The 20,530-nt window shown below is 60.2% G+C and carries 17 protein-coding genes and 1 riboswitch; of the genes, 12 read left to right on the plus strand and 5 right to left on the minus strand.

All coding sequences use genetic code 11. The features are described from left to right. Nucleotides 1–29 precede the first annotated feature (29 nt). The 4 genes from rfbB (at nt 30) to thiE (ending at nt 3,756) form a co-directional block, all read left to right on the plus strand. Entirely contained in the window at nt 30–1,094 is a 1,065-nt protein-coding gene (gene rfbB / locus MB824_RS00655; protein ID WP_238744943.1) for a dTDP-glucose 4,6-dehydratase, read from the plus strand. Nucleotides 1,095–1,291: 197 nt separating this feature from the next. Beyond that, nucleotides 1,292–1,385, plus strand: a riboswitch (TPP riboswitch). An 85-nt stretch (nt 1,386–1,470) separates the two neighbouring features. Next, nucleotides 1,471–2,274 carry a hydroxyethylthiazole kinase gene (gene thiM, locus MB824_RS00660; RefSeq protein WP_238744945.1) on the plus strand — a complete coding sequence of 268 codons (804 nt, stop codon included), beginning with the start codon at nt 1,471–1,473 and terminating at the stop codon, nt 2,272–2,274. After that, on the plus strand, nt 2,271–3,086 hold the full coding sequence (gene thiD, locus MB824_RS00665; RefSeq protein WP_238744994.1) for a bifunctional hydroxymethylpyrimidine kinase/phosphomethylpyrimidine kinase: 816 nt from the start codon (nt 2,271–2,273) through the stop codon (nt 3,084–3,086). The genes thiM and thiD overlap by 4 nt, the downstream gene beginning before the upstream one ends. After that, the gene (gene thiE, locus MB824_RS00670; RefSeq protein ID WP_238744948.1) at nt 3,079–3,756 is read left to right on the plus strand and encodes a thiamine phosphate synthase; all 678 of its coding nucleotides are present in this window, start codon (nt 3,079–3,081) and stop codon (nt 3,754–3,756) included. Before thiD ends, thiE begins: the two co-directional genes overlap by 8 nt. A 161-nt stretch (nt 3,757–3,917) precedes the next feature. Here the strand turns inward: thiE and MB824_RS00675 are convergent, their stop codons facing one another. Further along, entirely contained in the window at nt 3,918–5,798 is a 1,881-nt protein-coding gene (locus MB824_RS00675) for a lytic transglycosylase domain-containing protein (RefSeq protein WP_238744950.1), read from the minus strand. A 93-nt stretch (nt 5,799–5,891) separates the two neighbouring features. Here MB824_RS00675 and MB824_RS00680 point away from each other — a divergent pair, with 93 nt between their 5' ends. The 4 genes from MB824_RS00680 to MB824_RS00695 all read left to right on the plus strand — a co-directional run bounded on the left by MB824_RS00680 (nt 5,892) and on the right by MB824_RS00695 (nt 12,487). After that, nucleotides 5,892–6,083, plus strand: coding sequence for a hypothetical protein (locus MB824_RS00680; RefSeq protein ID WP_238744952.1), 192 nt, complete (start codon nt 5,892–5,894; stop codon nt 6,081–6,083). A gap of 64 nt (nt 6,084–6,147) precedes the next feature. Next, nucleotides 6,148–9,567 (plus strand): TonB-dependent receptor domain-containing protein, encoded by a 3,420-nt coding sequence (locus tag MB824_RS00685; protein ID WP_238744954.1) that lies wholly within the window; start codon nt 6,148–6,150, stop codon nt 9,565–9,567. Between the two features lie 490 nt (nt 9,568–10,057). After that, complete coding sequence (locus MB824_RS00690) at nt 10,058–10,867, plus strand: Slam-dependent surface lipoprotein (RefSeq protein WP_238744956.1); 810 nt, start codon at nt 10,058–10,060, stop codon at nt 10,865–10,867. 132 nt (nt 10,868–10,999) lie between these two features. Beyond that, nucleotides 11,000–12,487, plus strand: a complete 1,488-nt coding sequence (locus MB824_RS00695; RefSeq protein ID WP_238744958.1) for a porin family protein — start codon at nt 11,000–11,002, stop codon at nt 12,485–12,487. Between the two features lie 286 nt (nt 12,488–12,773). Here the strand turns inward: MB824_RS00695 and MB824_RS00700 are convergent, their stop codons facing one another. Continuing rightward, nucleotides 12,774–13,520, minus strand: coding sequence for a pseudouridine synthase (locus MB824_RS00700; RefSeq protein ID WP_238744960.1), 747 nt, complete (start codon nt 13,518–13,520; stop codon nt 12,774–12,776). Between MB824_RS00700 and MB824_RS00705 the strand changes: the two genes are divergently transcribed. From MB824_RS00705 to miaA, 3 genes are all read left to right on the plus strand, one after another. Further along, a complete protein-coding gene (locus tag MB824_RS00705) occupies nt 13,519–13,815 on the plus strand; it encodes a hypothetical protein (protein WP_238744962.1) in 297 nt (98 codons plus the stop codon). The genes MB824_RS00700 and MB824_RS00705 overlap by 2 nt on opposite strands. Before the next feature lie 218 nt (nt 13,816–14,033). Next, on the plus strand, nt 14,034–15,362 hold the full coding sequence (locus tag MB824_RS00710; RefSeq protein ID WP_238744964.1) for a DEAD/DEAH box helicase: 1,329 nt from the start codon (nt 14,034–14,036) through the stop codon (nt 15,360–15,362). Nucleotides 15,363–15,782: 420 nt separating this feature from the next. Further along, nucleotides 15,783–16,739 carry a tRNA (adenosine(37)-N6)-dimethylallyltransferase MiaA gene (gene miaA / locus MB824_RS00715; RefSeq protein ID WP_238744966.1) on the plus strand — a complete coding sequence of 319 codons (957 nt, stop codon included), beginning with the start codon at nt 15,783–15,785 and terminating at the stop codon, nt 16,737–16,739. Nucleotides 16,740–16,970: 231 nt separating this feature from the next. Here miaA and MB824_RS00720 read toward each other — a convergent pair whose 3' ends face one another. From MB824_RS00720 to MB824_RS00730, 3 genes are all read right to left on the minus strand, one after another. Continuing rightward, complete coding sequence (locus MB824_RS00720; RefSeq protein WP_238744968.1) at nt 16,971–17,279, minus strand: hypothetical protein; 309 nt, start codon at nt 17,277–17,279, stop codon at nt 16,971–16,973. Between the two features lie 80 nt (nt 17,280–17,359). Then, nucleotides 17,360–17,845 carry a hypothetical protein gene (locus tag MB824_RS00725; protein ID WP_238744970.1) on the minus strand — a complete coding sequence of 162 codons (486 nt, stop codon included), beginning with the start codon at nt 17,843–17,845 and terminating at the stop codon, nt 17,360–17,362. A gap of 125 nt (nt 17,846–17,970) precedes the next feature. Continuing rightward, a complete protein-coding gene (locus MB824_RS00730) occupies nt 17,971–18,771 on the minus strand; it encodes a basic amino acid ABC transporter substrate-binding protein (RefSeq protein WP_238744972.1) in 801 nt (266 codons plus the stop codon). Nucleotides 18,772–19,019: 248 nt separating this feature from the next. On the opposite strand from MB824_RS00730, the gene MB824_RS00735 reads away from it, so the two are divergent. Beyond that, the gene (locus MB824_RS00735) at nt 19,020–20,267 is read left to right on the plus strand and encodes a D-amino acid dehydrogenase (protein WP_238744974.1); all 1,248 of its coding nucleotides are present in this window, start codon (nt 19,020–19,022) and stop codon (nt 20,265–20,267) included. Nucleotides 20,268–20,530 lie beyond the last annotated feature (263 nt).

Genomic DNA, 20,530 nt, shown 5'->3' on the forward strand with positions numbered 1-20,530 from the left:
CCATCTACCCGAAAACACAGGAAATCCCCATGACCCTTCTCATCACCGGCGGCGCCGGCTTTATCGGCTCCGCCCTTATCCGCCACCTGATCCAAAACACCGACGAGCGCGTCGTTAATCTCGACAAACTCACCTACGCCGGCAACCTGCAATCGCTTGCCGCCGTGGTCAGCAACCCGCGCTACACCTTCGAGCAGGCCGATATCTGCGACCGCGCCGCGCTCGAGCGCATCTTCGCCAAACACCAACCCCGCGCCGTGATGCACCTGGCCGCCGAAAGCCATGTTGACCGCAGCATCGACAGCGCAGGCGAATTTATCCACACCAATATCGTCGGCACCTTCACCCTGCTCGAAGCCGCCCGCGCCTATTGGGGCAGCCTGAACGACGCGCAAAAAGCCGCCTTCCGCTTCCACCACATCTCCACCGACGAAGTCTATGGCGACCTGCACGGCACAAGCGACCTCTTCACCGAAACCACCCCCTACGCCCCGTCCAGCCCCTACTCCGCCAGCAAAGCGTCCAGCGACCATCTCGTGCGCGCCTGGCAGCGCACCTACGGCCTGCCCACTCTCATCACCAACTGCTCCAACAACTACGGCCCCTGCCACTTCCCCGAAAAACTCATCCCCCACATCATCCTCAACGCCCTCTCCGGCAAACCCCTGCCCGTGTACGGCGACGGCAGCCAAATCCGTGACTGGCTGTATGTCGAAGACCATGCCCGCGCCCTGTATCAGGTTGTTACCCAAGGAAAAGTTGGCGAAACCTACAACATCGGCGGTCACAACGAAAAAACCAATCTCGAAGTCGTACGCACCGTCTGCGCCCTGCTCGAAGAACTCGCGCCCGAAAAACCCGCCGGCGTGGCGAAATACGAAGATCTCATCACCTTCGTCAAAGACCGCCCCGGCCACGACGCCCGTTACGCCATCGACGCCGCCAAAATCGGCCGCGAACTCGGCTGGCAGCCGCAGGAAACCTTCGACACCGGCATCCGCAAAACCGTCGCCTGGTATCTGGAAAACCGCGACTGGTGGCAAAACGTCCTCAACGGCAGCTACCGCCTGCAACGGCTGGGCAAAGGTGCGTAAACCCCTTTCAGGCTGCTTGCATAAGCAGCCTGAAAGTCCCCAAGGCCGCTTTCAGGCTGCCTGAAAGCGGATATCCGCCTTTTTTCAAACAAACCGCATTATTTCGTTTTCAGGCTGCCCTAAAACCCAAAGGCAGCCTGAAAATCTTTCCGCTCCTGCGGCTTGCCGGCCGCAGCGCCCTGCGCTAAACTGCGCGCGACTTTTAGTCGGGGTGCCGCATCATGCGGCTGAGAACATACCCGTGAACCTGATTCAGTTAGCACTGGCGTAGGAAACTAATGAACGAACGCAGAAACACGCACCGCAATAGCCGCCTTCGGGCGCTTGTGGTGCGTTTTCGTTTGCCGCCAGCGGTTCACGGCAAACGGAGAATCTTATGCACATTCACTATCTGGACGCCGTCCGCGCAAAACGCCCGCTGGTGCACAGCATCACCAGCACCGTAGCCGCCCATTTTTCTGCCAACGGCCTGCTTGCGCTGGGCGCTTCGCCGCTCATGGCCAACAGCCCGGCGGAAGTGGCAGAGCTTGCCGCTCACAGCGCGGCGCTGGTGCTGAACATCGGCATGCCGACCGATGCGCAGGTTGAGGCGATGCTGCTTGCCGGCGAGGCGGCGAACCGCGCCGCTGTGCCGGTCGTGCTGGACCCGGTTGCGGTCAGCGCAAGCGCCTACCGGCGGGAGATTGTTGCCAAGCTGTTGGCGCGTCTGCAATTTGCTGCCATTCGTGGCAACGCTGCAGAGCTGGCGTATCTCGCCGATGTGCCGTGGCAGGCAAGCGGCGTCGATGCAGGCGAGGGCAGTGGCGACCTTGCCGCCATCGCGCGGCAAGTGGCTACGCGCTACCGCTGCCTTGCCGTTTTGAGCGGCGCGCGCGATTACATTAGCGACGGCAAGCGCCTCGCCGTGCTTGCCAACGGCACGCCGCTGTTGCTGCGCATCACCGCCAGCGGTTGCCTGCTCAGCGCGGTACTCGCCGCCTTCCTCGCCGTCACGTCGGCAAATGAACGTTTTCAGGCTGCCTGCGAAGCCTGCGCCAGCTACGCCATCGCCGGTGAGCAAGCCGCCGCCGGTCTTGCGCCCAGCCAAAGCGGCAGTTTCGCCGCGAGATTCATCGACGCTCTCGCTGCCATCAGCGCGGCAGAGGTCGCCGCCGCCATCCGTATCGAAACGGGAGAATAGCCATGCCTTTCCCGCAAGCCTTAACCATTGCCGGTTCAGACAGCGGCGGTGGCGCCGGCATCCAGGCCGACATCAAAACCATGCAAATGCGCGGCGTTTTCGCCACCAGCGTCTTAACCGCCATCACCGCGCAAAACACGCGCGGCGTCGCCCATATCGAAATGGCAAGTGTTGCCAGCGTGCGCGCGCAACTCGCCGCCATTGCCGCAGACTTTGACATCGCCGCCCACAAAATCGGCATGCTCGGCACGACGGAAATGATTGCCTGCGTCGCCGACTGCCTGCGCACCTGCCGCTTCGGCGCGCTGGTGCTTGACCCGGTGATGGTCGCCAAAGGCGGCGCGCCGCTCTTGCAAAACGACGCCATTGCCGCGCTGAAAACACATTTGTTGCCGCGCGCCGACCTTGTTACCCCCAACCTGCCCGAAGCGGAACTGCTCAGCGGACAAGCCATCCGCAGCGAGGCGGACGTCGCCCGCGCTGCCGCCAGCCTGCTTGCGCTCGGCGCCAAAGGCGTGGTCATCAAGGGCGGCCACTGGCAGGAGAGCGGCAGCGCCATCTGCCGCGACTGGGTTTTCCTCGCAGACGAGACCTTTACCCTCGACAGCCCGCGCTGCGCGACGCCGCACACGCACGGCACCGGCTGCACCTTCTCTGCCTGCATCACCGCCGAACTGGCAAAAGGCGCGGCAATGGCAGACGCCATCCGCAGCAGCAAGGCCTATATCAGCGCCGCCATCGCCAGCCCGCTTAATATCGGGCATGGCCACGGCCCGGTGAACCATTGGGCGGGCGGAGGCGATGATGTTTGAGCGCCACAGCCTTCGCCTCTACCTTGTCGCCGGCACGCAGGATTGCCAGCATCTGCCACAGACAAGCCCGGAAGCGCGTCTGCTCGCCGTGCTGACAAGCGCGCTGCAGGCGGGCATTACCTGCTACCAGTTCCGCGAAAAAGGCGCCGGCGCCCTGCAGGATACGGTGCGGCGCACGCAGCTTGCCGTCCGCTGCCGCGACCTCTGCCGATACCACGGTGTGCCGTTTTTTATCAACGACGATGTGCCGCTTGCCCTCGAAACCAGCGCGGACGGCGTACACATCGGCCAGGGCGATATGCCGCTGGCGCAGGCGCTCACCCTGTGCCGCGGCCGCCTGCATCTCGGTCTCTCGCACCACAGCCCGGCCGAACTCGAACGCAGCCGGCAGGAAGACGGCCTGGCCTATCTTGCCCTCGGCCCGATTTTCGCCACCCGTTCCAAAGCCGACGCCGCCGCGCCGCTGGGCACCTCCGCCATCCGCGCGGCGCGTGCCGCCGGCATCGACCGCCCGCTGGTTGCCATCGGCGGCATCGATACCGCCAACGCGGCAGAGGTTTACCGCGCCGGCGCCGACGGCATCGCCGTAATTTCCGCCATTACCCAAGCCGATGACATCGCCGCCGCTGTGCGGCGCTTGCGCGCAGCAGCCGATTTTCAGGCTGCCTGAAAACACCAGCCGCACAAAAGCAGCCTGAAAACCGTTTTAAGGTTTTCAGGCTGCTTTTTCAGTTTTGATACCAATATCGGCGACAGTATCCGTCTACCCCAAAACTTTCAGGCTGCCTGCAAACATTCATCTTGCAGGCAGCCTGAAAATCTACGCGGCGGCTATTGGCGGCCGGGTACGCGGCCCATGCGCTGCTTGAGCGAAGTGTTGCCGCTGCCAAAGAGCGCGGCGTAATAAACGGCGTTGGCCATCACTTTTTTCACGTAGTCGCGGGTTTCGTTAAAGGGGATGGTTTCGGCGTAAACCGCACCTTCCAAGCTGCCGGCGGCCTGCCATTTGCGGGCGCGACCGGGGCCGGCGTTGTAGCCGGCGGTGGCGAGCACGTCGCTGTTTTGCAGCTTGCCACGGATGTCGGACAGATACCAGGTGCCCATACGGATGTTGCCGGACATGGTGTAGAGCTCGCTGTCGGACATGCCGGTCTGGCGGGCGATGACCTGCGCGGTGGCCGGCATCACCTGCATCAGCCCCTGCGCACCGACGCCCGACTGGGCGCCGATCACAAAGCGGCTCTCCTGCCGGATCAGGCCATAGACCCAGGCCGGATCCAGGCCGACGGCAGCGGCGTGCGGCCGCACCAGATCGCTGAAGGGCGAGATATAGCGCAGCTTGTAGTTGAGCAGGCGGTTGGTGCGGTCGGCGCTGTATACCGCCATTTCGTAAAACTGGTTGTCAAACGCCAGCTGCGCTGCCGCCAGCTGCGCCGGTTCGTCGAAACTGCGCACGGCGTAGCGCCATTCGTTTTGTGCCTGCCGGCGCATTTTCCAGTTGCCGCCTTGCTGGCTGCTGCGAAACAGCGTCAGCGCGCGCTGGATGGCGCCGTCTTTGGCCACCGCCGCCACCTGCGCCGGCTGGGCGTCGGCCACATTGTTGCGGGCGTCGGCACGCTGCCCCAGCTCTTCGGCCGCCAGCAGCGCGTAGAAATTTCGGCCGCTGGCAGCGGCGGCGCGGTAATGGTTTTGCGCCTGCGCGGCATTGCCCTGCGCCGCCAGGCTGCGGCCGAGCCAGTAGCGCCACGCCGGATCGTTCTGCAGACTCTGCGGCATATGGCCGATAAAGCGGGCGACTTCGTCCCAACGCTGCAGGCGCAGCGCGGCGCGCACCGCCCATTCGAGCTGCTCGCTGCCGAACTGCGCCGGCTGCGCGGCTTTTTGGTAGTAGGCCAGCGCCGCCGCCATATTCTGGTTTTTCGCCTGCGCGGTGCCGAGTACGCCCCAAGCAAACGACTGCTGCTCGGCATTCAGGCTGCCTGCCAGGGCTTCCAAACGGGCGGCGGCGGCGGTCGGATTTTTCTGGGCGTTGGGACTGATAATGTCGCGCAGCAGGTTTTCCTGCGCGCCCTGCCCGCTGCCGCCGTCGAGCGGGCTGCCGAGCGCGGCCGCCAGTTTGCCGGCATTGGTGGTCTGCCCCGCCGCCAGCAGGCCGCGCACCCGCCGCCATGCCGCAGCCGCAGGATAGGCGCCGCGGGCAGCCTGCGTTTCCAGCAGCGCATTGCAGCCGGCCGGCAGCTTGCCGGTATCCTGCTGCCAGTCGCGGACGGCGGCATCATCGCCCAACTGGCCGGAAGTCAGCTTGGCGTAGCATTGCACTTCCTGACTGCGGCCGTCGGCCGGCAGCAGCTTCAGCTGCGTTTGAAATTCCTGCGCCATACCGCGGCGGCCGAGACTTTTCAGCCATTCGTTGCGCACGCTCTCACCCATCGCGCTTTGGTTCTGCTGCGCCAAAAACTGCTGCGCCGCCATGTCGTCGCCGTTTTTAACCACCGCCAGCACGCTCTCCAGCCGGGCAAAATCGTTGAGTGTCTGGCTCGGATTTTCCAGCGCGCGCGCCGGCGGCAGCGCAAACGCGGTATCCGCGCTCTCGGTGCCCGGGACGGCGGCAATCGGCTGGCCGCCCTCGTCGTCGTGTTTGTCGGACGAGCAGGCGCTCAGGGCGGCAAGGGCGACCAGCAGGCCGCAGGCGGCGAAACGGGCGGTTTTCATACGGTTTTCCGGTGGCGTTGAAAAGGGCGCATCATAGCATTTTTTGCCCACCGCCGCCCGAACCCGCCCGTTGCCATGCTTTTCAGGCTGCTTTTGAGCCGCCAAAACAGCGCATTCAGGCAGCCTGAAAAAACAGACGACCGAAAAGCGGAGCAATGCTTTGCCACCGGCCAAACCGCGTCTTTAAATTCGCCCGCCGCAAAGTTTAAAGTTTTGTATGTTTCAGCTGAAAAAACGCCGCATCAATATCCTTATATTCTGAATGGATTTAAAAAATATTGTTAAGGATTATTAACAATATTATAATCACAAGCGATAACGAATTTTGTTTTTATAAGGAGAGACGCAGATGAGTCCCAAAAAACAAGCCTTCCATCCCAAACTTCTGGCCGTACTAGTGGCCGGCATCAGCTGCTGCGCTGCTGCGGAAACCGAATCGAAAGCCGCATCCGAACCCGGCGACAGTACCGAGCTGCAGAAAGTTATCGTGCGCGGTAATGCCGATAAAAGCGGCAGCGACGCCATGCACCACAAAAACGTCTCCAATGCGTATGTCGGCAAAGAATATCTGGAGCGCTACCGCGTAAACGCCGCAGGCGACGTGCTTAAAGGCCTCAACGGCGTATACAACATGAACACCCGAACCGCAGGCGGCGCCATTGCGCCCAATATCCGCGGCATTTCCGGCAAAGGCCGCATCCCCGTTACGCTCGACGGCACCGAGCAGACCGTGGATGTCTGGATGAACAACTACGGCGTGGGCGAGCGCAACTATCTCGACCCCGCCCTTTTCCGCAGCATCATGGTGGAAAAAAGCCCCGCGCTCACCCGAGGCGTAAAATCCGGTGTGGGCGGTGCCGTGTCCATCCGCACCATCGAAGCGGCCGACATTATTCCCGAAGGAAAGAGCTGGGGCGTGCAGCTTAAAGCCGAAACCGCCAATAACGCCGCCGCACCCGCCAACGATCTCAACCGCTGGCTCGGCTTCCACGACTACCGCCTGCTGCCCGGCGGCGGCGCCACTGCCGACGGCGCAGGCGGCGGCGTTGATCCCTCCACCGGCCAGCAAACCCCCACCGGTCTCGTGTTCGACGACTACATCCCCCCGCGCAACAAAAGCGGGCGCAGCACCCGTTTTTCCGGCGACTATTCCGGCATGGCCGCCCTCGCCTTCAAAAACAACACAGTAGATGCGCTTGCCGCCTACAGCTACCGCCGCAAAGGCAATTACTTTGCCGGCAAACGCGGCGCGGGAGGCTATCTGAAAAACCCCATCCAGTGGGACAACAACTGCACCAACAGCCGCGACTGCACAGGTTCCGCCACCTTCATCCCCAATATGGCCAAAATCTATTCCCCGGGCGACGAAGTGTTCAACAGCCGCACCGAAACCAAAACCCTGCTGCTGAAAAACAACTGGCACCTGCCCGCCAACCAGAAAATCGGCCTGCAATACATGCGCAGCGATATCGAGTTTGGCGAAATCAACCCCTTTCAAATGACCTGGGAGCTCGATTTCGACGAAGGCAACCCCTATCTGAAAGGCAAGCCCAAGCCCCAGCAGATTCAAAACGTCGATTCCAAAATCCGCACCGACACCTACAAAATCAGCTACGGCTGGAAGCCCGAAGGCAGCCGCTGGATAGACCTTGCCGCCAATCTCTGGCGCATCCGCACCTCCAGCACCCGCCATCAGGCAGGCGGCCCCAGTCTCGCCGTAAGCAAAGAAGACCCTATTTACAACTCATGGCACTGGTGCAACCGCCGCGGCATGCTCTCGCCCAGCGACGAGCAATGGGCGGCAAGCTGCCAAGACGTGTACGACATGTACGGCTTCGACCGCAACACCACCCGCGACGAAATCATCGAGCTGAGCCGCCAGAGCTTCGGCGACAACGACGGCAAATACACCGTTATCCCCGGCGCCCTGCAGAAAACCCGCGTAACCCGCACCGGCTTCGACATCAGTAACCGCTTCCGCTTCAACGACCGCCTCAGCCTCACCCTCAGCGCCGACTACCAGCACGAAAAACTCGGCGAAACCAGCGAAATCGCCCATTCCGACAGCCTGTTCGACATCACCGGCATGGTAAGCAGCATGACCAAGCTGGCCGGCCCGCGCAGCGGCCGGCGCACCGAATGGGGCAGCAATATCGTGTTCGACTGGCAGCCTACCGACCGGCTGAAAATCTCCGCCGGCGTGCGTTATCACGGCTTCCGCGCCAAAGACACCGGGCTGGCCGAAGGCCGCGCCCGCCGCGATCCGCGCTATCAGGCGGGAGGAGTAAGCAATGACTATTATGCCGGGGTGTATCTGCCGTATTGGGAGCTGGTGGGCGATCAGGAAAGAAAGGATTACATTGCCGCCCGGGCAGCTGCCGAAGCGGCCAGCAATGCGGGCAATAATCAAGAGTACTGGCGTATTTTGAATGAGTTTGCTGCCAAATACGGGCTGCCTGAGGATCAGACAGGGTTTAACAAGTATCGGCTTCGCCAATATGCCTTTGCTTCTGCCGACGGCAGCAACGGCTCTACAAACAGGGCTTCCGGCACAATTAATCCTAATCCAGATGATGCACTTTACCGTGTACGTCCGGTATTTATACCTTTCCGTAACGGCAAGTTAGACAGCAGCGTGTTTGATGCCGCATACCGCAATGTAGATTTTCATGCCAAAGTGCAAAACCCGCAGGGATTGACCGGCAGCTATAACCGATATTGGGCGCGAATGGTGTTAGACGAATCAAGGGGGCCGTGCAAAAACGCGGGCTGTGCCGATGTACCCGGCAAATTGCTATACCTGGATACACTTTATGATGGCGATATCAATAGTCACAGGCGAGGACCGATTATAAGAAAGTATACTGAAGCAGAGCGCTGGGCACAGCCCAAAGAGCTGCACAGCCATGCTTGGGCGCCTACTATCGCAATCAGCTACGACCTGACTGATAAGCACCGTCTGTTTGCCCGCTATGCTCAGATGACCCGCTTCCCCAGCATCTACGAAATGGGCGGCCTGTATAACGAGATGGCTTATAACGATATGCCTACTGCACCTAATTTCAGCCTTAAGCCCGAGCGCAGCCGCAGCTGGGAAATCGGCTGGAATTTCGATTTTTCCCCTTATTGGCACAAGCTTCGTTCGGGTGATCTGCGCCTTACCTACTACCGCAACAATATTAAAAACGTACTCGAAACCGCCGATCATTTCCGTCTCAGCCAGTTCGACCGCAAAACCACCACCGGGGTAGAGCTGCAGGCGCGCGCCGATACGGGCGTATTTTTCGCCACACTCGGCGGCACCTACCGCCTGAAACAGGAAATGTGCGACCGCGACATGACTCTGATGTACGATCCCTATCGCAACAAAGGTCTGCCCGACTGCATCGAAGGCGGCTACGGTACCACCCGAGGCTATCAGGCCTTGCAGCCGCACTATTCGGTAAATCTCGATCTCGGTACCCGCCTGCTGGGCGAAAAGCTGGAACTGGGCGTACGCGGCATCTACCACAGCACGCCAAAAACTGCCCAATACGACGAACTGGTTCAAAAAGGATTGAGCTACATCTTCATTGCTACAGGCAAACCTTACCACTGGCGCTCTTCGCTCACTTGGGATCTTTACGGCCGCTATCAGTTAAGCAAACAGATAAGCATCAATCTCGGCATCACCAACCTTACCGACCGCTACTACCTCGACCCGATGTCCAATGTGCCCACCCCTGCCCCCGGCCGCACCGTTACCTTCGGCCTGCAGGGCAGGTTTTAGGGCGTCGGCATCCAAACCCGAGCCGCTTCGGTTTTTCAGGCTGCCTTTGCGGGAACATCTGCAGGGAAGGACAGTGTGCAACGGCTTCAATATCCGACTGCATAAGGGCAGGCGGCCGGATATCCTTGCGCATAACGCAATGGTATAAATAAAACCATATTTAAATATTATTGATTCTTGTTTGCTTATTCGGTATTATCCACTCCACAATAACAAACCCCAAAGAACACCAACCATACTGCCCAAGGCTTTTCCTGTTTTTCCGGCAGCTTTGGCAAAAGCAGGGCATGTAGCAGTAAACAGGCAACTGTTTATCAATCCCTTTATAGGAGACGAAATTATGAAAACCTCTAAATTGTTGTTGGCCGTTCTGCTGGCAGGCAGCTTTGGTGTAGCTTCTGCCGGAGAAATAAAAGGCGGCTCTTCCAATCCGAAACAGGTTGAGCCTAAGAAATCCGATACCTTACCGTTTGGTGACGGTGCTCCGGGTTTGCGCTTCTCAACCGACGGTGGCAAATCCTATTCCAATTCCATCAACTTGGAAAACGGCCCGGTTACCCGCATCCGCAACAAATACGGCAACAGGCCGATCAATGGCAATAATCCCGACCTAAACGTAATCGGCACCAACAATCCGCACTATCTCACCATTAAAGACGTTGCGCCCGTACTCGGCTGGTTCTACAACCCGAAACTCGGTCAGGTATGGCTTGAGAAGCGTGCTCACGGAACCGAAATATTCAGCGTGCGCCAGATGACCGAGCCCAAACTCCCGCTGGCGCCCAAATTCGGCGGGCTGGTAATTGCCAAAGTGCCGAACCTGCCCGCAGGCACTTCGGTTTACTTCGGCGAATGGGCGCCGCGCGAACACGCTCCGGGCGCCAATTCCGACGACTTCCTGCGTAACGCGCAAAACCGCACCACTTGGTATGTGGGCGAAAACCCGACCAAAAACACTAAAGGCTTGGCCGATGCCACCTACAACTTGGTCGGCGTCAGCGGCCATACGCCCGGGCTGAACGATTTCTACACCGGCTCGGTTAAAGCTACCTTCGGCACAAAAGAAACAGGTCGTTTGGACGGCAGCATCAATCGCCGCGAACAGACGTTTAACGGCGTGAGAATTACCGCAGACCGCCTGAACTTTGACGGTGCGACAATTTATAACGAAGGAGGCACTTTCTCCGGCGGCAAAGGCAATGTGAGCGGCCAATTCTACGGCTCGGGCGCCGAAGCGCTGGCAGGTTACGGCACATCTGAAAAAGGTAACGGCGTTGCCTTCGGCGGCCGCAAACAGTAATCCCGCTTTTCAGGCAGCCTCTGCCTGATTTTCCCGCACGGCCGCAGCTTTATGGCTGCGGCTTTGTATTTTCAGGCAGTCTCTCCGGCTCAAAGGCTGCCTGAAAAACCAAACCCGAACAGAAAGACCCCGATGGACAAACTTCGCCTTGCCCTGCTGCCGCTGCTGCTTCTGCCCGCGGTATGCCGCGCCGACGACGATGACGACAGCCGCCGCCGCCTGCTCGAAGAAGGCGGTCGCCAAATGCGCCAATACCGCGACAGCAGCTGGCTGGGCGATGCCGCGCCTGCCGAAGCGCAAGTGCAGGAAAACGACGGCTATATCAGCATCAGCGGGCAGATATACCAAGTGGGCGGCAGCAAAGAAGAGCTGGAAACCGCCCTTTATTACGCGCTCAATCTGCGCCAGTGGCACAAAGTCAGGCAGTTTGCCGCCCGCTATGCCGCCCTGCCCGGCCACAAACCCGCGCTGCTGCATCTGGCCGAAGGCCTGCAGGCGCGGGAGCAGGGCAAGCTCGTCCAAGCCGTGCGCTTGCTGAAAACCGCCGCAGAAGAAGACCCCGCCAACGCCCGCATCGCGCTCGAGCTTGGCCGCGCCTACACCGAAGACAACCAAAACCGCGAAGCCGCCGCCCAATTCTCCCGCGTGTTCGACAGCGGCATTCCCGAAGAAACCAAAGCCGTAGTTGCCCGCTACTTGGAAGAAATCGGCAAACGCAGCCGCTGGCACGGCCAAATCAGTCTCGGCTACGGCTACAACAGCAACATCAACCAAGCCAACGGCAGCACCGAATGCGTGTGGCAGATAGGTGGCATGTGCATGATGGAGCGGCAGCTTCCCCAAGCCGTTTCCTCGCCGCTGGCCAATTTCAGCGCCTCCGCCGCCAAAACCCTCCCCTTATCCGGCCACCACGGCCTGCACCTGCGCGGCCTTGCCTACGGCACCCACTACCGGCACAAAGACCCGCAAAGCAGTATCCAGCCGGACTACAGCTACTACAACGGTACTCTCTCGGCAGGCTACGACTACGCCGACGCCCGCAGCCATTTTTCGCTGCTGCCCTATTTTGAATACGACTTCCGCAACGGCCACACCCAATACCGTGCCTGGGGCGCCGATACCGACTGGTCGCGCACCATCACGCCGCGCTGGCGCATCAACGCCCGCGCCGGTGCCAAGCGCTACCATTACAGCGGCGGCAGCAAAACCTACTATGCCGACTACAGCCAATACGAGCTGGGCGCCGGCGCCGAGTTTTCCCTCACCCCTTCCGCCGGGCTGTTTGCCAACCTGGATGCCACCCGCCGCAAATACCCCTCCGACGTGAGCAGCAGCTACGAATACGCCGCCCGACTGGGCGCCTACAAATTATTCGGCAACGGCATCTATCTCAACGGCCTGCTGCTGCACCGCCGCAGCCTGTACGACGCCGCAGGCTTTCTCAGCGACGGCGAACGGCGGCAGGATAAACAAGCCGTTGCCATCGTCGCCGCCGGCTGGCGCCGCCCCAAGGGCATCACCCCCGAGCTGCGCTTCCGCCGCACCGTTGCCCGCAGCAACTCGGTGTATTACCGCTACCGGCAAAACGAAGTGTTGCTCAGCCTGCGCTATCAGTTCTAAGGCCGCAGCGGTTTTTATTTTTCAGGCTGCTTTTCTTCCGTGCAGCGGGCATTCGGCAGACTTTGCATGAAGAAAGGGGCGGTTTCCGCGCCGCTGTTTCTACGCAGTTAGCGGAGCAGACTTGCGTAAACTCATAATCTTGGCTGGCGGATTGGGACGTTTTGCAAAGATTTCAGCCTGAAAAGCGGTTTGACTGCATTTTCGCCGTCCAAGCGCAAACCACGTTCCCCAAAACGCTTTCAGGCTGCCTGAAAATCTCAGGCAGCCTGAAAAATATTGTGCGTGCTCAGAAGCGCTCGTCCGGCCGCAGGTAGCGCCATTTTCCCGGCGGCAGCGCGCCGAGTTTGACGCGGCCGATGCGGATGCGTTTCAAGCCGGTTACGCGCAGACCGACGAGTTCGCACATGCGGCGGATTTGGCGTTTTTTGCCTTCGCGTAGAATAAAGCGCAGCTGGTCTTGGTTTTGCCACGACACTTTGGCCGGCCGCAGTTTTTTGCCGTCGAGACTTAAGCCGTGGTTGAGCAGCGCCAGGCCGCGCTCGTCGAGCCGGCCGGATACGCGCACCAGATATTCTTTTTCGCTGTCGCTGTTTTCGCCGATCAGCTGCTTGGCGATGCGGCCGTCCTGTGTGAGCACCAGCAGGCCGACCGAGTCGATGTCGAGCCGGCCGGCCGGCGCCAGGGAGCGGCAGTGGGCAGCCTGAAAGGCGATGCCGCTGTCGTCGCCCTCCCAGCGGTTTTCTTCGCGGATCAGTTCGACGGCGGCGCGGTAGCCTTTTTCCGGCTGCGCGCTGACGAAACCGACGGGCTTGTTCAGCAGCACCGTTACCCGCGCTGCCTGCTGCTCGTGCGCCTGCCGCTGCAGCTCGATGCGGTCGGCGGCAGTAACTTTTTCGCCGAGTACGGCGGTGCGGCCGTTTACTTTCACCCAGCCTTTTTCGATGTAGGCATCGGCTTCGCGGCGCGAGCACAGCCCGAGTTCGGCCATGCGTTTGGAAAGGCGGACGGGGTCGGAAGATGCGGCAGGATTCATGGCGGCAGACGGTATGGCGGCGGATAAAAACGGCGGGCAATATAGCAGCATCGGCCGCCGCTGCAAAGGCAGCCTGAAAAACGTTTCGGCCTTTTCAGGCTGCCTTTGCCGGCTGGCGGAGCGGCTTTCAGGCTGCCTGATTGGCAACCGCGCTTCAAATGCCAAACCGTCCCACCGCACGTTTTCCCTTGCCCGCGCCGCGCAAACCCCCTATAATCCGCCGCTCTTTTATGAAGCCATCGTCTTCAACCATCTGATGCCTCGGCCGCCGCCGGGGTTTGTTTTCTCTGTTTGAGCCGTTTTCCAAACCGCATTCAAACGAATCTTGCAGGTTGTCGCGATGAAACCCCCGGCCAAAAGCGCCGGCGACAACCTTGCCGTAATCCGCCGTTTTGCAGCTTTCAGGCTGCGTCAAACCGCGCGTCTTCTATGTGTTCCCATGCTTCTAAGGCTGCCTGAAAACGCCCCGCCGCGTTTGCGGGCGGAATGTTGTTGTGCCGTTTTAGGAAAACCATGTCTTTGAAATTCGACGCCCTCCAACTCGATCCTGCCATTTTGCGCGCCCTGCAGTCTGCCGGTTACGACAGCCCCACGCCGGTGCAGGCGCAGGCCGTGCCCGCCGCGCTGGCCGGCCGCGACCTGATGGCCTCGGCGCAAACCGGCTCCGGCAAAACCGCTGCCTTTTTGCTGCCTGCGCTGCAAAAAATGATCCGCCGCAGCGACAAACCCGGCAAAGGCCCGCGCGTGCTGGTGCTCACTCCCACCCGCGAGCTGGCGATGCAGGTGGAAAAAAACGCCCAGCTTTACGCGCAAAACATGAAATGGCTGCGCAGCGCCACTTTGGTGGGCGGCGCCGGCTTCGGCTTCCAAATCAAAGCGCTCTCCCGCCCGATTGACCTGATTGTCGCCACCCCCGGCCGCCTGATGGACCACATGCGCGCCGGCCGCATCGACTTCGACCGCCTCGAAATGCTGGTGCTCGATGAAGCCGACCGCATGCTCGACATGGGCTTTATCGACGACATCAAAACCATCGTCGCCGCCACCCCCGACAGCCGCCAAACCCTGCTGTTTTCCGCCACTTGGGACGGCGAAGTCGGCAAACTCGCCCGCAATCTCACCAAAAACCCCGAAGTCATCGAAATCGAGCGCGTGGACGAACAAGGCAAAATCGAAGAGCAACTGCTGTACTGCGACGACAAAAACCACAAAAACCGCCTGCTCGACCACATCCTGCGCGACGCCAACATCGACCAGTGCGTCATCTTCACCGCCACCAAAGCCATGAGCGAGCAGCTGGCCGACGAGCTCTACGAAAAAGGCTTCGCCGCCAACTGCCTGCACGGCGACATGCCGCAGGGCTGGCGCAACCGCACCCTCAACGACCTGCGCCGCGGCCGCACCAAAATCCTCGTCGCCACCGACGTTGCCGCCCGCGGCATCGACGTGCCCACCATCACCCACGTCATCAACTACGACCTGCCCAAACAGGCCGAAGACTACGTCCACCGCATCGGCCGCACCGGCCGCGCCGGCCGCACCGGCATCGCCATCAGCTTTGCCGACGCCCGCGAATACATGCTGGTGCACAAAATCGAGCGCTATCTCGGCCGCAAACTGCCCGAAACTGCCATCCCCGGCATGGAACCCACTCGCAAACGCAGCAAAGCCGCCCCGAGCAAGCCCAAAGGCAAAGGCGGCTGGGGCAAAGGCGGTTATGCCCGCGACAACAAAGGCTACGGCCGCGACGGCAAACCCCGCAGCGGCAAACCCGCCTACGGCGCCCGCGACGGCAGCCGCAAAACGCGCGAGGGCAAACCCGAGCGCCGCAGCCACGGCTAAACCCGCAGGCAGCCTGCGTAGCGTAGCAAAGTTGCGAAGCTAAAACCCGTTTGGCGCTTTCAGGCTGCCTTTTACCGCTTTACTGCCCTTTCAGGCTGCCTGCGTTTGCCAAGCAGCCTGAAAACATATCCGCCGTTACAGCCTGAAACTGTTGCCGCCCGCAGCACAAAGACAGCCTGAAAGCCATCCGCAGGGCGCACCGCGTACTCAGAAACAGCGGCCAATGCCCTTGCAGTAACTTTCGCCCCGACAGCCCCCTCCCCTGCTTGCGGGAGAGGGAATCGAGCGGCAACTAGTTGGCGCCGCCCACAGCCATAGTGAAACAGCAGCCTTCGCCAATACCTCGTCCACCCCAATCAAACTTCACCCCAAAGCAGCCTGAAACCCAAACCGCCCCGTTTTTCAGGCTGCCTGCTACCCGTGAGTGAAAGCCCCGCCGTGAACAACGCCCCCAAAGCCTTCGCCCTACTCGGCCCCACCGCCAGCGGCAAAACCGCGCTGGCGCTGGAATTGGCCGCCCGTTTTCCCTGCGAGATCATCAGTCTCGACAGCGCGCTGGTGTATCGCGGCATGGACATCGGCACCGCCAAACCCAGCACCGCTGAGCTGGCCGCCGCGCCGCACCACCTGATCGACATCATCGACCCGCCGGCAAGCTACAGCGCCGCCGATTTTGTCGCCGACTGCACGCGGCTGGCCGGCGAAATCCACGCCCGCGGCCGCCTGCCGCTGATTGTCGGCGGCACCATGATGTACTACCGCGCCCTCAGCAGCGGCCTGAACGAGCTGCCCGCCGCCGATGCCGCCGTGCGCGCACAGTTGCAGGACGAAAAAAACCGCCACGGTCTCGCCCATCTCTACCAGCGCCTGCAAACGCTCGACCCCGCCACCGCCGCTCGCCTGAACGCCAACGACAGCCAGCGCATCGAACGGGCGCTGGAAGTGCTCGCGCTTACCGGCCGACCGTTGAGCGAGCATTTTCAGGCTGCCGGCAATAAAAGCGCGCTCACGCTGCACGCCCTGGCACTTATCCCCGCCGAGCGCAGCCGCCTGCACCGTGTTATCGGCCGCCGCTTCGCCGCCATGCTCGAACAAGGTCTCGCCGACGAAGTGCGCGCACTGGCGCAGCGCTATCCCGAACTGGACGGCACTTATCCGGCGATGCGCTGCGTCGGCTACCGCCAGACTTGGGACTGCCTATTTCACGGTGCGCCGTGGGCAGAGCTGCCGGAAAAAGGCGCCGCCGCCACCCGCCAGCTCGCCAAACGCCAGCTCACCTGGCTGCGCAGCCTGAGTGCTGACACCGCGCTCGACCCCTATGCCGCCCCGCCCACCGCAGCCGCAGCCGACGCGCTGCAGCGCTTTTTTGACTGCTGACCATTAACCATACGCCCAAAGCAAAGGCAGCCTGAAACCGGTTTTCCCGCTTTCAGGCTGCCTTTGGATCTGTTGCCGACCATCAGTTTGTAGGTCGGGCATTTATGCCCGACGAATCCCATTCGCAAAATTCGGGCATAAATGCCCGACCTACTGCTGACCGAGATTTTCAGACTGCCTGAAAGCTGGGCCTAGACCCAGCCTACGCCAACTGTTGCCGACCATCAGGCATCAGGGCGCGCAAACAATGCTGCCTACCCGCTCGCCGTCGGCGCTGATGCGGGCGGTTTCCCCGCCGCTGCCTTTGCTCTGCCACAGGAAACAGCCGGCTTCGGACTGTTGCGGTTCGCCGAGCACAAACCATGCTTTATCGAATTTGTCGCCGGGACGCACGCTCAGACATTCTTCGCGTGATACGCCGGCTTTTTCGCCGCCGCTTGCGCAGCGGGCTGCGGCATCGGGCAGCAGCAGCCAAAAACTTGCCGCTGCAGCGGCGCACAGTATGGCGACGTTTGAATAAAGGCGGTATTGGCGTTTCATGTCTCACTCACGCATCTGTTTACTTGTTACTTGGCAAGGCAGCCTGAAAGTCCGTTTGGCGCTTTCAGGCTGCATCGGTTTTACTTTAGGATATTAAAGTACTTTAATATCAACACAGTTATTCCCAGTATGATGGGAAAGATGACGGGCAGAATAATATCTTTTATCTTTTCAATAATATAAGAAACCTTATTTTTCTTCTGAGCCTGACGGCAGCCATCTTCATCCAAATCATCTTCATGTAAATATACTGTGTTGATATCCTTGTAGGTTTCATTCTCGTCGCCGACCACTCTGGAGCCGTCGCCAAACGATTCTGCGATTTTAATCATCACGGATAAGAGATGGTCGCTTGTGGTAATTGCCAGCAGCTCTTCCCCGTCGTAAAAAAGCACGTTCTCTTCATTGCTCGTGTCATAAAAATATACTTCGCCCGCTTCATCCCGATCTTCGTGAAAATTAAATTTCGTTTTTAGATGCTTGGACAGTTTCTCTTTGTTTCTGATGATTTTGTTTTCTTCCGGCATTTCTTTGCCGGTGTTGATGATCCTGATATGGTAACCCATAACTATCTTTCCCTTTGGATAAGCATCTCTGAATAAAGGTGCACAACCCGTTTGCTGGAGCGGCAAGGCAGCCTGAAAACCGAATCGGTGTTTTCAGGCTGCCTTTTGGGTGTTAAACGCGCGGCTTATTGGGCGAAGTATTTGCTTTCGATTTTGGCGTATTCGCCGTTTTCTTTGATTTTCTTCAGCGCGTCGTTGAGTTTGGCGGCGGTTGCATCGTCGCCTTTGCGAAGGACGAGACCGTAGTTTTCAACGTCGAAGCCGTCGAGTTTGATCAGTTTGTAGCCTTTGTCGCTGTTGTTTTTGGCGTAGTGGGCGACTACCGCGCTGTCGCTGACTGCGGCATCGACGCCGCCGTTGCCGATTTCTTCCATCAGCAGGGTTACGGTTTTGAAGCGGGCGATTTTGTCGCTGGTGTTGCCGAGAATTTTCTGCACCGCCAAATCGCCGGTCTGCCCGGTTACCACGCCGACTTTATTGAGTTTTTTCAAATCGTCCACGCTTTTGACGTCTTTGCCTTTGGGCACCAGCACCACTTGGCTGATCTGGTAGTAGGGGTCGGAAAAGAGCATGGTTTTTTTGCGGTCGTCGGTAATGGTAACGGCCGAAGCGAGCACATCAACGTCGCCGTTGGCCAGCGCGGGGAACAGGCTCTCCCAAGGCTGGTGGGTGAATTCGACTTTAAACCCGCCTTCTTTGGCCAGCGCGTTCATCAGGTCGATATCAAAGCCCTGGATGTTTTTGTTTTCGTCCAAAGATTCAAAGGGGGCGAATTCGGCATTGGTTGCCACACGCAGGACTTTTTCGCCGCTGCCGGCGGCGGTGCCGGATGCGGCGCTATCGTTGGCGCTACCGCCCTGGCCGCCGCAGCCGGCAAGCATCATGGTGGCGCAGATGGCGGAAAGAAGGTGGGTTCTGATGTTCACGGTGTTCTCCTGGAATGTTGTTCTGAAAAGCCCGCACCCCGCACCGCTCGGCACGGGCGTTTGAGTTTAACATAAAAATACAATCGCAAAATATGCGGCGGCGGGGCGCGGCGTTTTTTTTCAGGCTGCCTTAATGGCGGCGTTTTCCGGCCGGCGGTTTCGGTTTATGATAGGCGGCACGCGCTTTCAGGCTGCCTGAAATGCGCAGCACAAAGAATAAAGATCTGTAAAGACAACGGGAGAATGCGATGAAGGTAATCGTGATGGGCGCCGGCATCACCGGCGTGGCAACGGCGTGGTATCTGAACCGTGCCGGACACGAAGTGGAAGTAATCGAGCGCGCGGCCGATGCGGCGGCGGAAACCAGCTTTGCCAACGCCGGCCAGCTTTCCTACGGCTACACCACGCCGTGGGCGGCGCCGGGGATACCGTTTAAGGCGTTCAAATGGCTGTTCCGCCGCCATTCGCCGCTGATTTTCCGCCCCGACGGCAGCCTGTTTCAGCTGCGCTGGCTGTGGCAGATGCTGCAAAACTGCAATGAAGCGGCCTATATCCGCAACAAAGAGCGCATGGTGCGGATTTCCGAATACAGCCGCGCGCTGCTGGCGCAGCTGCAGGACGAAACCGGCATCGCCTTTGAAAACCGCCGGCTGGGCACGCTGCAGCTGTTCCGCAGCCAGAAGGAAATCGACCAGGCGGCCAAAGACATGCGCGTGCTGGCTGATTTCGGCGTGCCTTTTGAATTGCTGGACGCTTCAGGCTGCCTGCGCCAAGAGCCGGCGCTGGCGCTGCAGGAGATAGCCGGCGGCCTGTATCTGCCGCACGATGCCACCGGCGACTGCCGCCTGTTTACACTCAATCTGGCGAAAATGTGCGAACAGGCGGGCGTGGTGTTCCACTACCAGCGCGAAATCCGCCACATCGAAGCGGCGAGCAACCGCATTGGCGGCGTGGCGGCCGGCGGCGAAATGTTCAGCGCCGACGCCTATATCTGCGCGCTGGGCAGTTTCAGCCGCCCTCAGCTGGCGCAGCTGGGCATCAGGCTGCCGGTGTATCCGGTCAAAGGCTATTCGCTGACCGTGCCGCTGAGCAATGCCGACAAAGCGCCGCGCTCAACGGTGCTCGACGAAACCTACAAAGTCGCGCTGACCCGCTTTGACAACCGGCTGCGGGTGGGCGGCATGGCCGAACTCTCCGGCTACCGCCTGCAACTCAAACCCAAATGCCGCGACACGCTGGAAACCGTGGTGCGCGAGCTGTTCCCCGACTGCGGCAGCCTGCAAAACGCCGAATTCTGGAGCGGCCTGCGGCCGATGACCCCCGACAGTACGCCGCTAATCGGCGCCACCCGCTACGCCAACCTGTTTACCAACACCGGCCACGGCACGCTGGGCTGGACGATGGGGCTGGGCTCGGGAAAACTGGCCGCCGACCTGACCACCGGTGTCCGGCCGGATATCGAAAGCAGCGATTTGTCGCTGATCCGCTATCTGTAAGCCGCATGGCAAAGGCAGCCTGAAAAGCGTTCAAACCGTTTTCAGGCTGCCTTTTTAGTCCGGTCAAACAACTTGGCTGCGTAGGGTGCGCACTGCGCACCGAACCGGCAGCAACACTGTGTTTCCACGAGCCGTTTCCACGCGGCCAAAAATTTGGTGCGCGGTGCGCACCCTACCGCACAGTTGTGGCAAGCGCGTAGCAACTGTATTTTTCACCCCGTCGGGCAAAAATACCAAAACTCAAATCAAGCCGTTTGGATACC

Source organism: Kingella pumchi (assembly GCF_022288825.1).
Taxonomy (GTDB): Bacteria; Pseudomonadota; Gammaproteobacteria; order Burkholderiales; family Neisseriaceae; genus Kingella_D; species Kingella_D pumchi.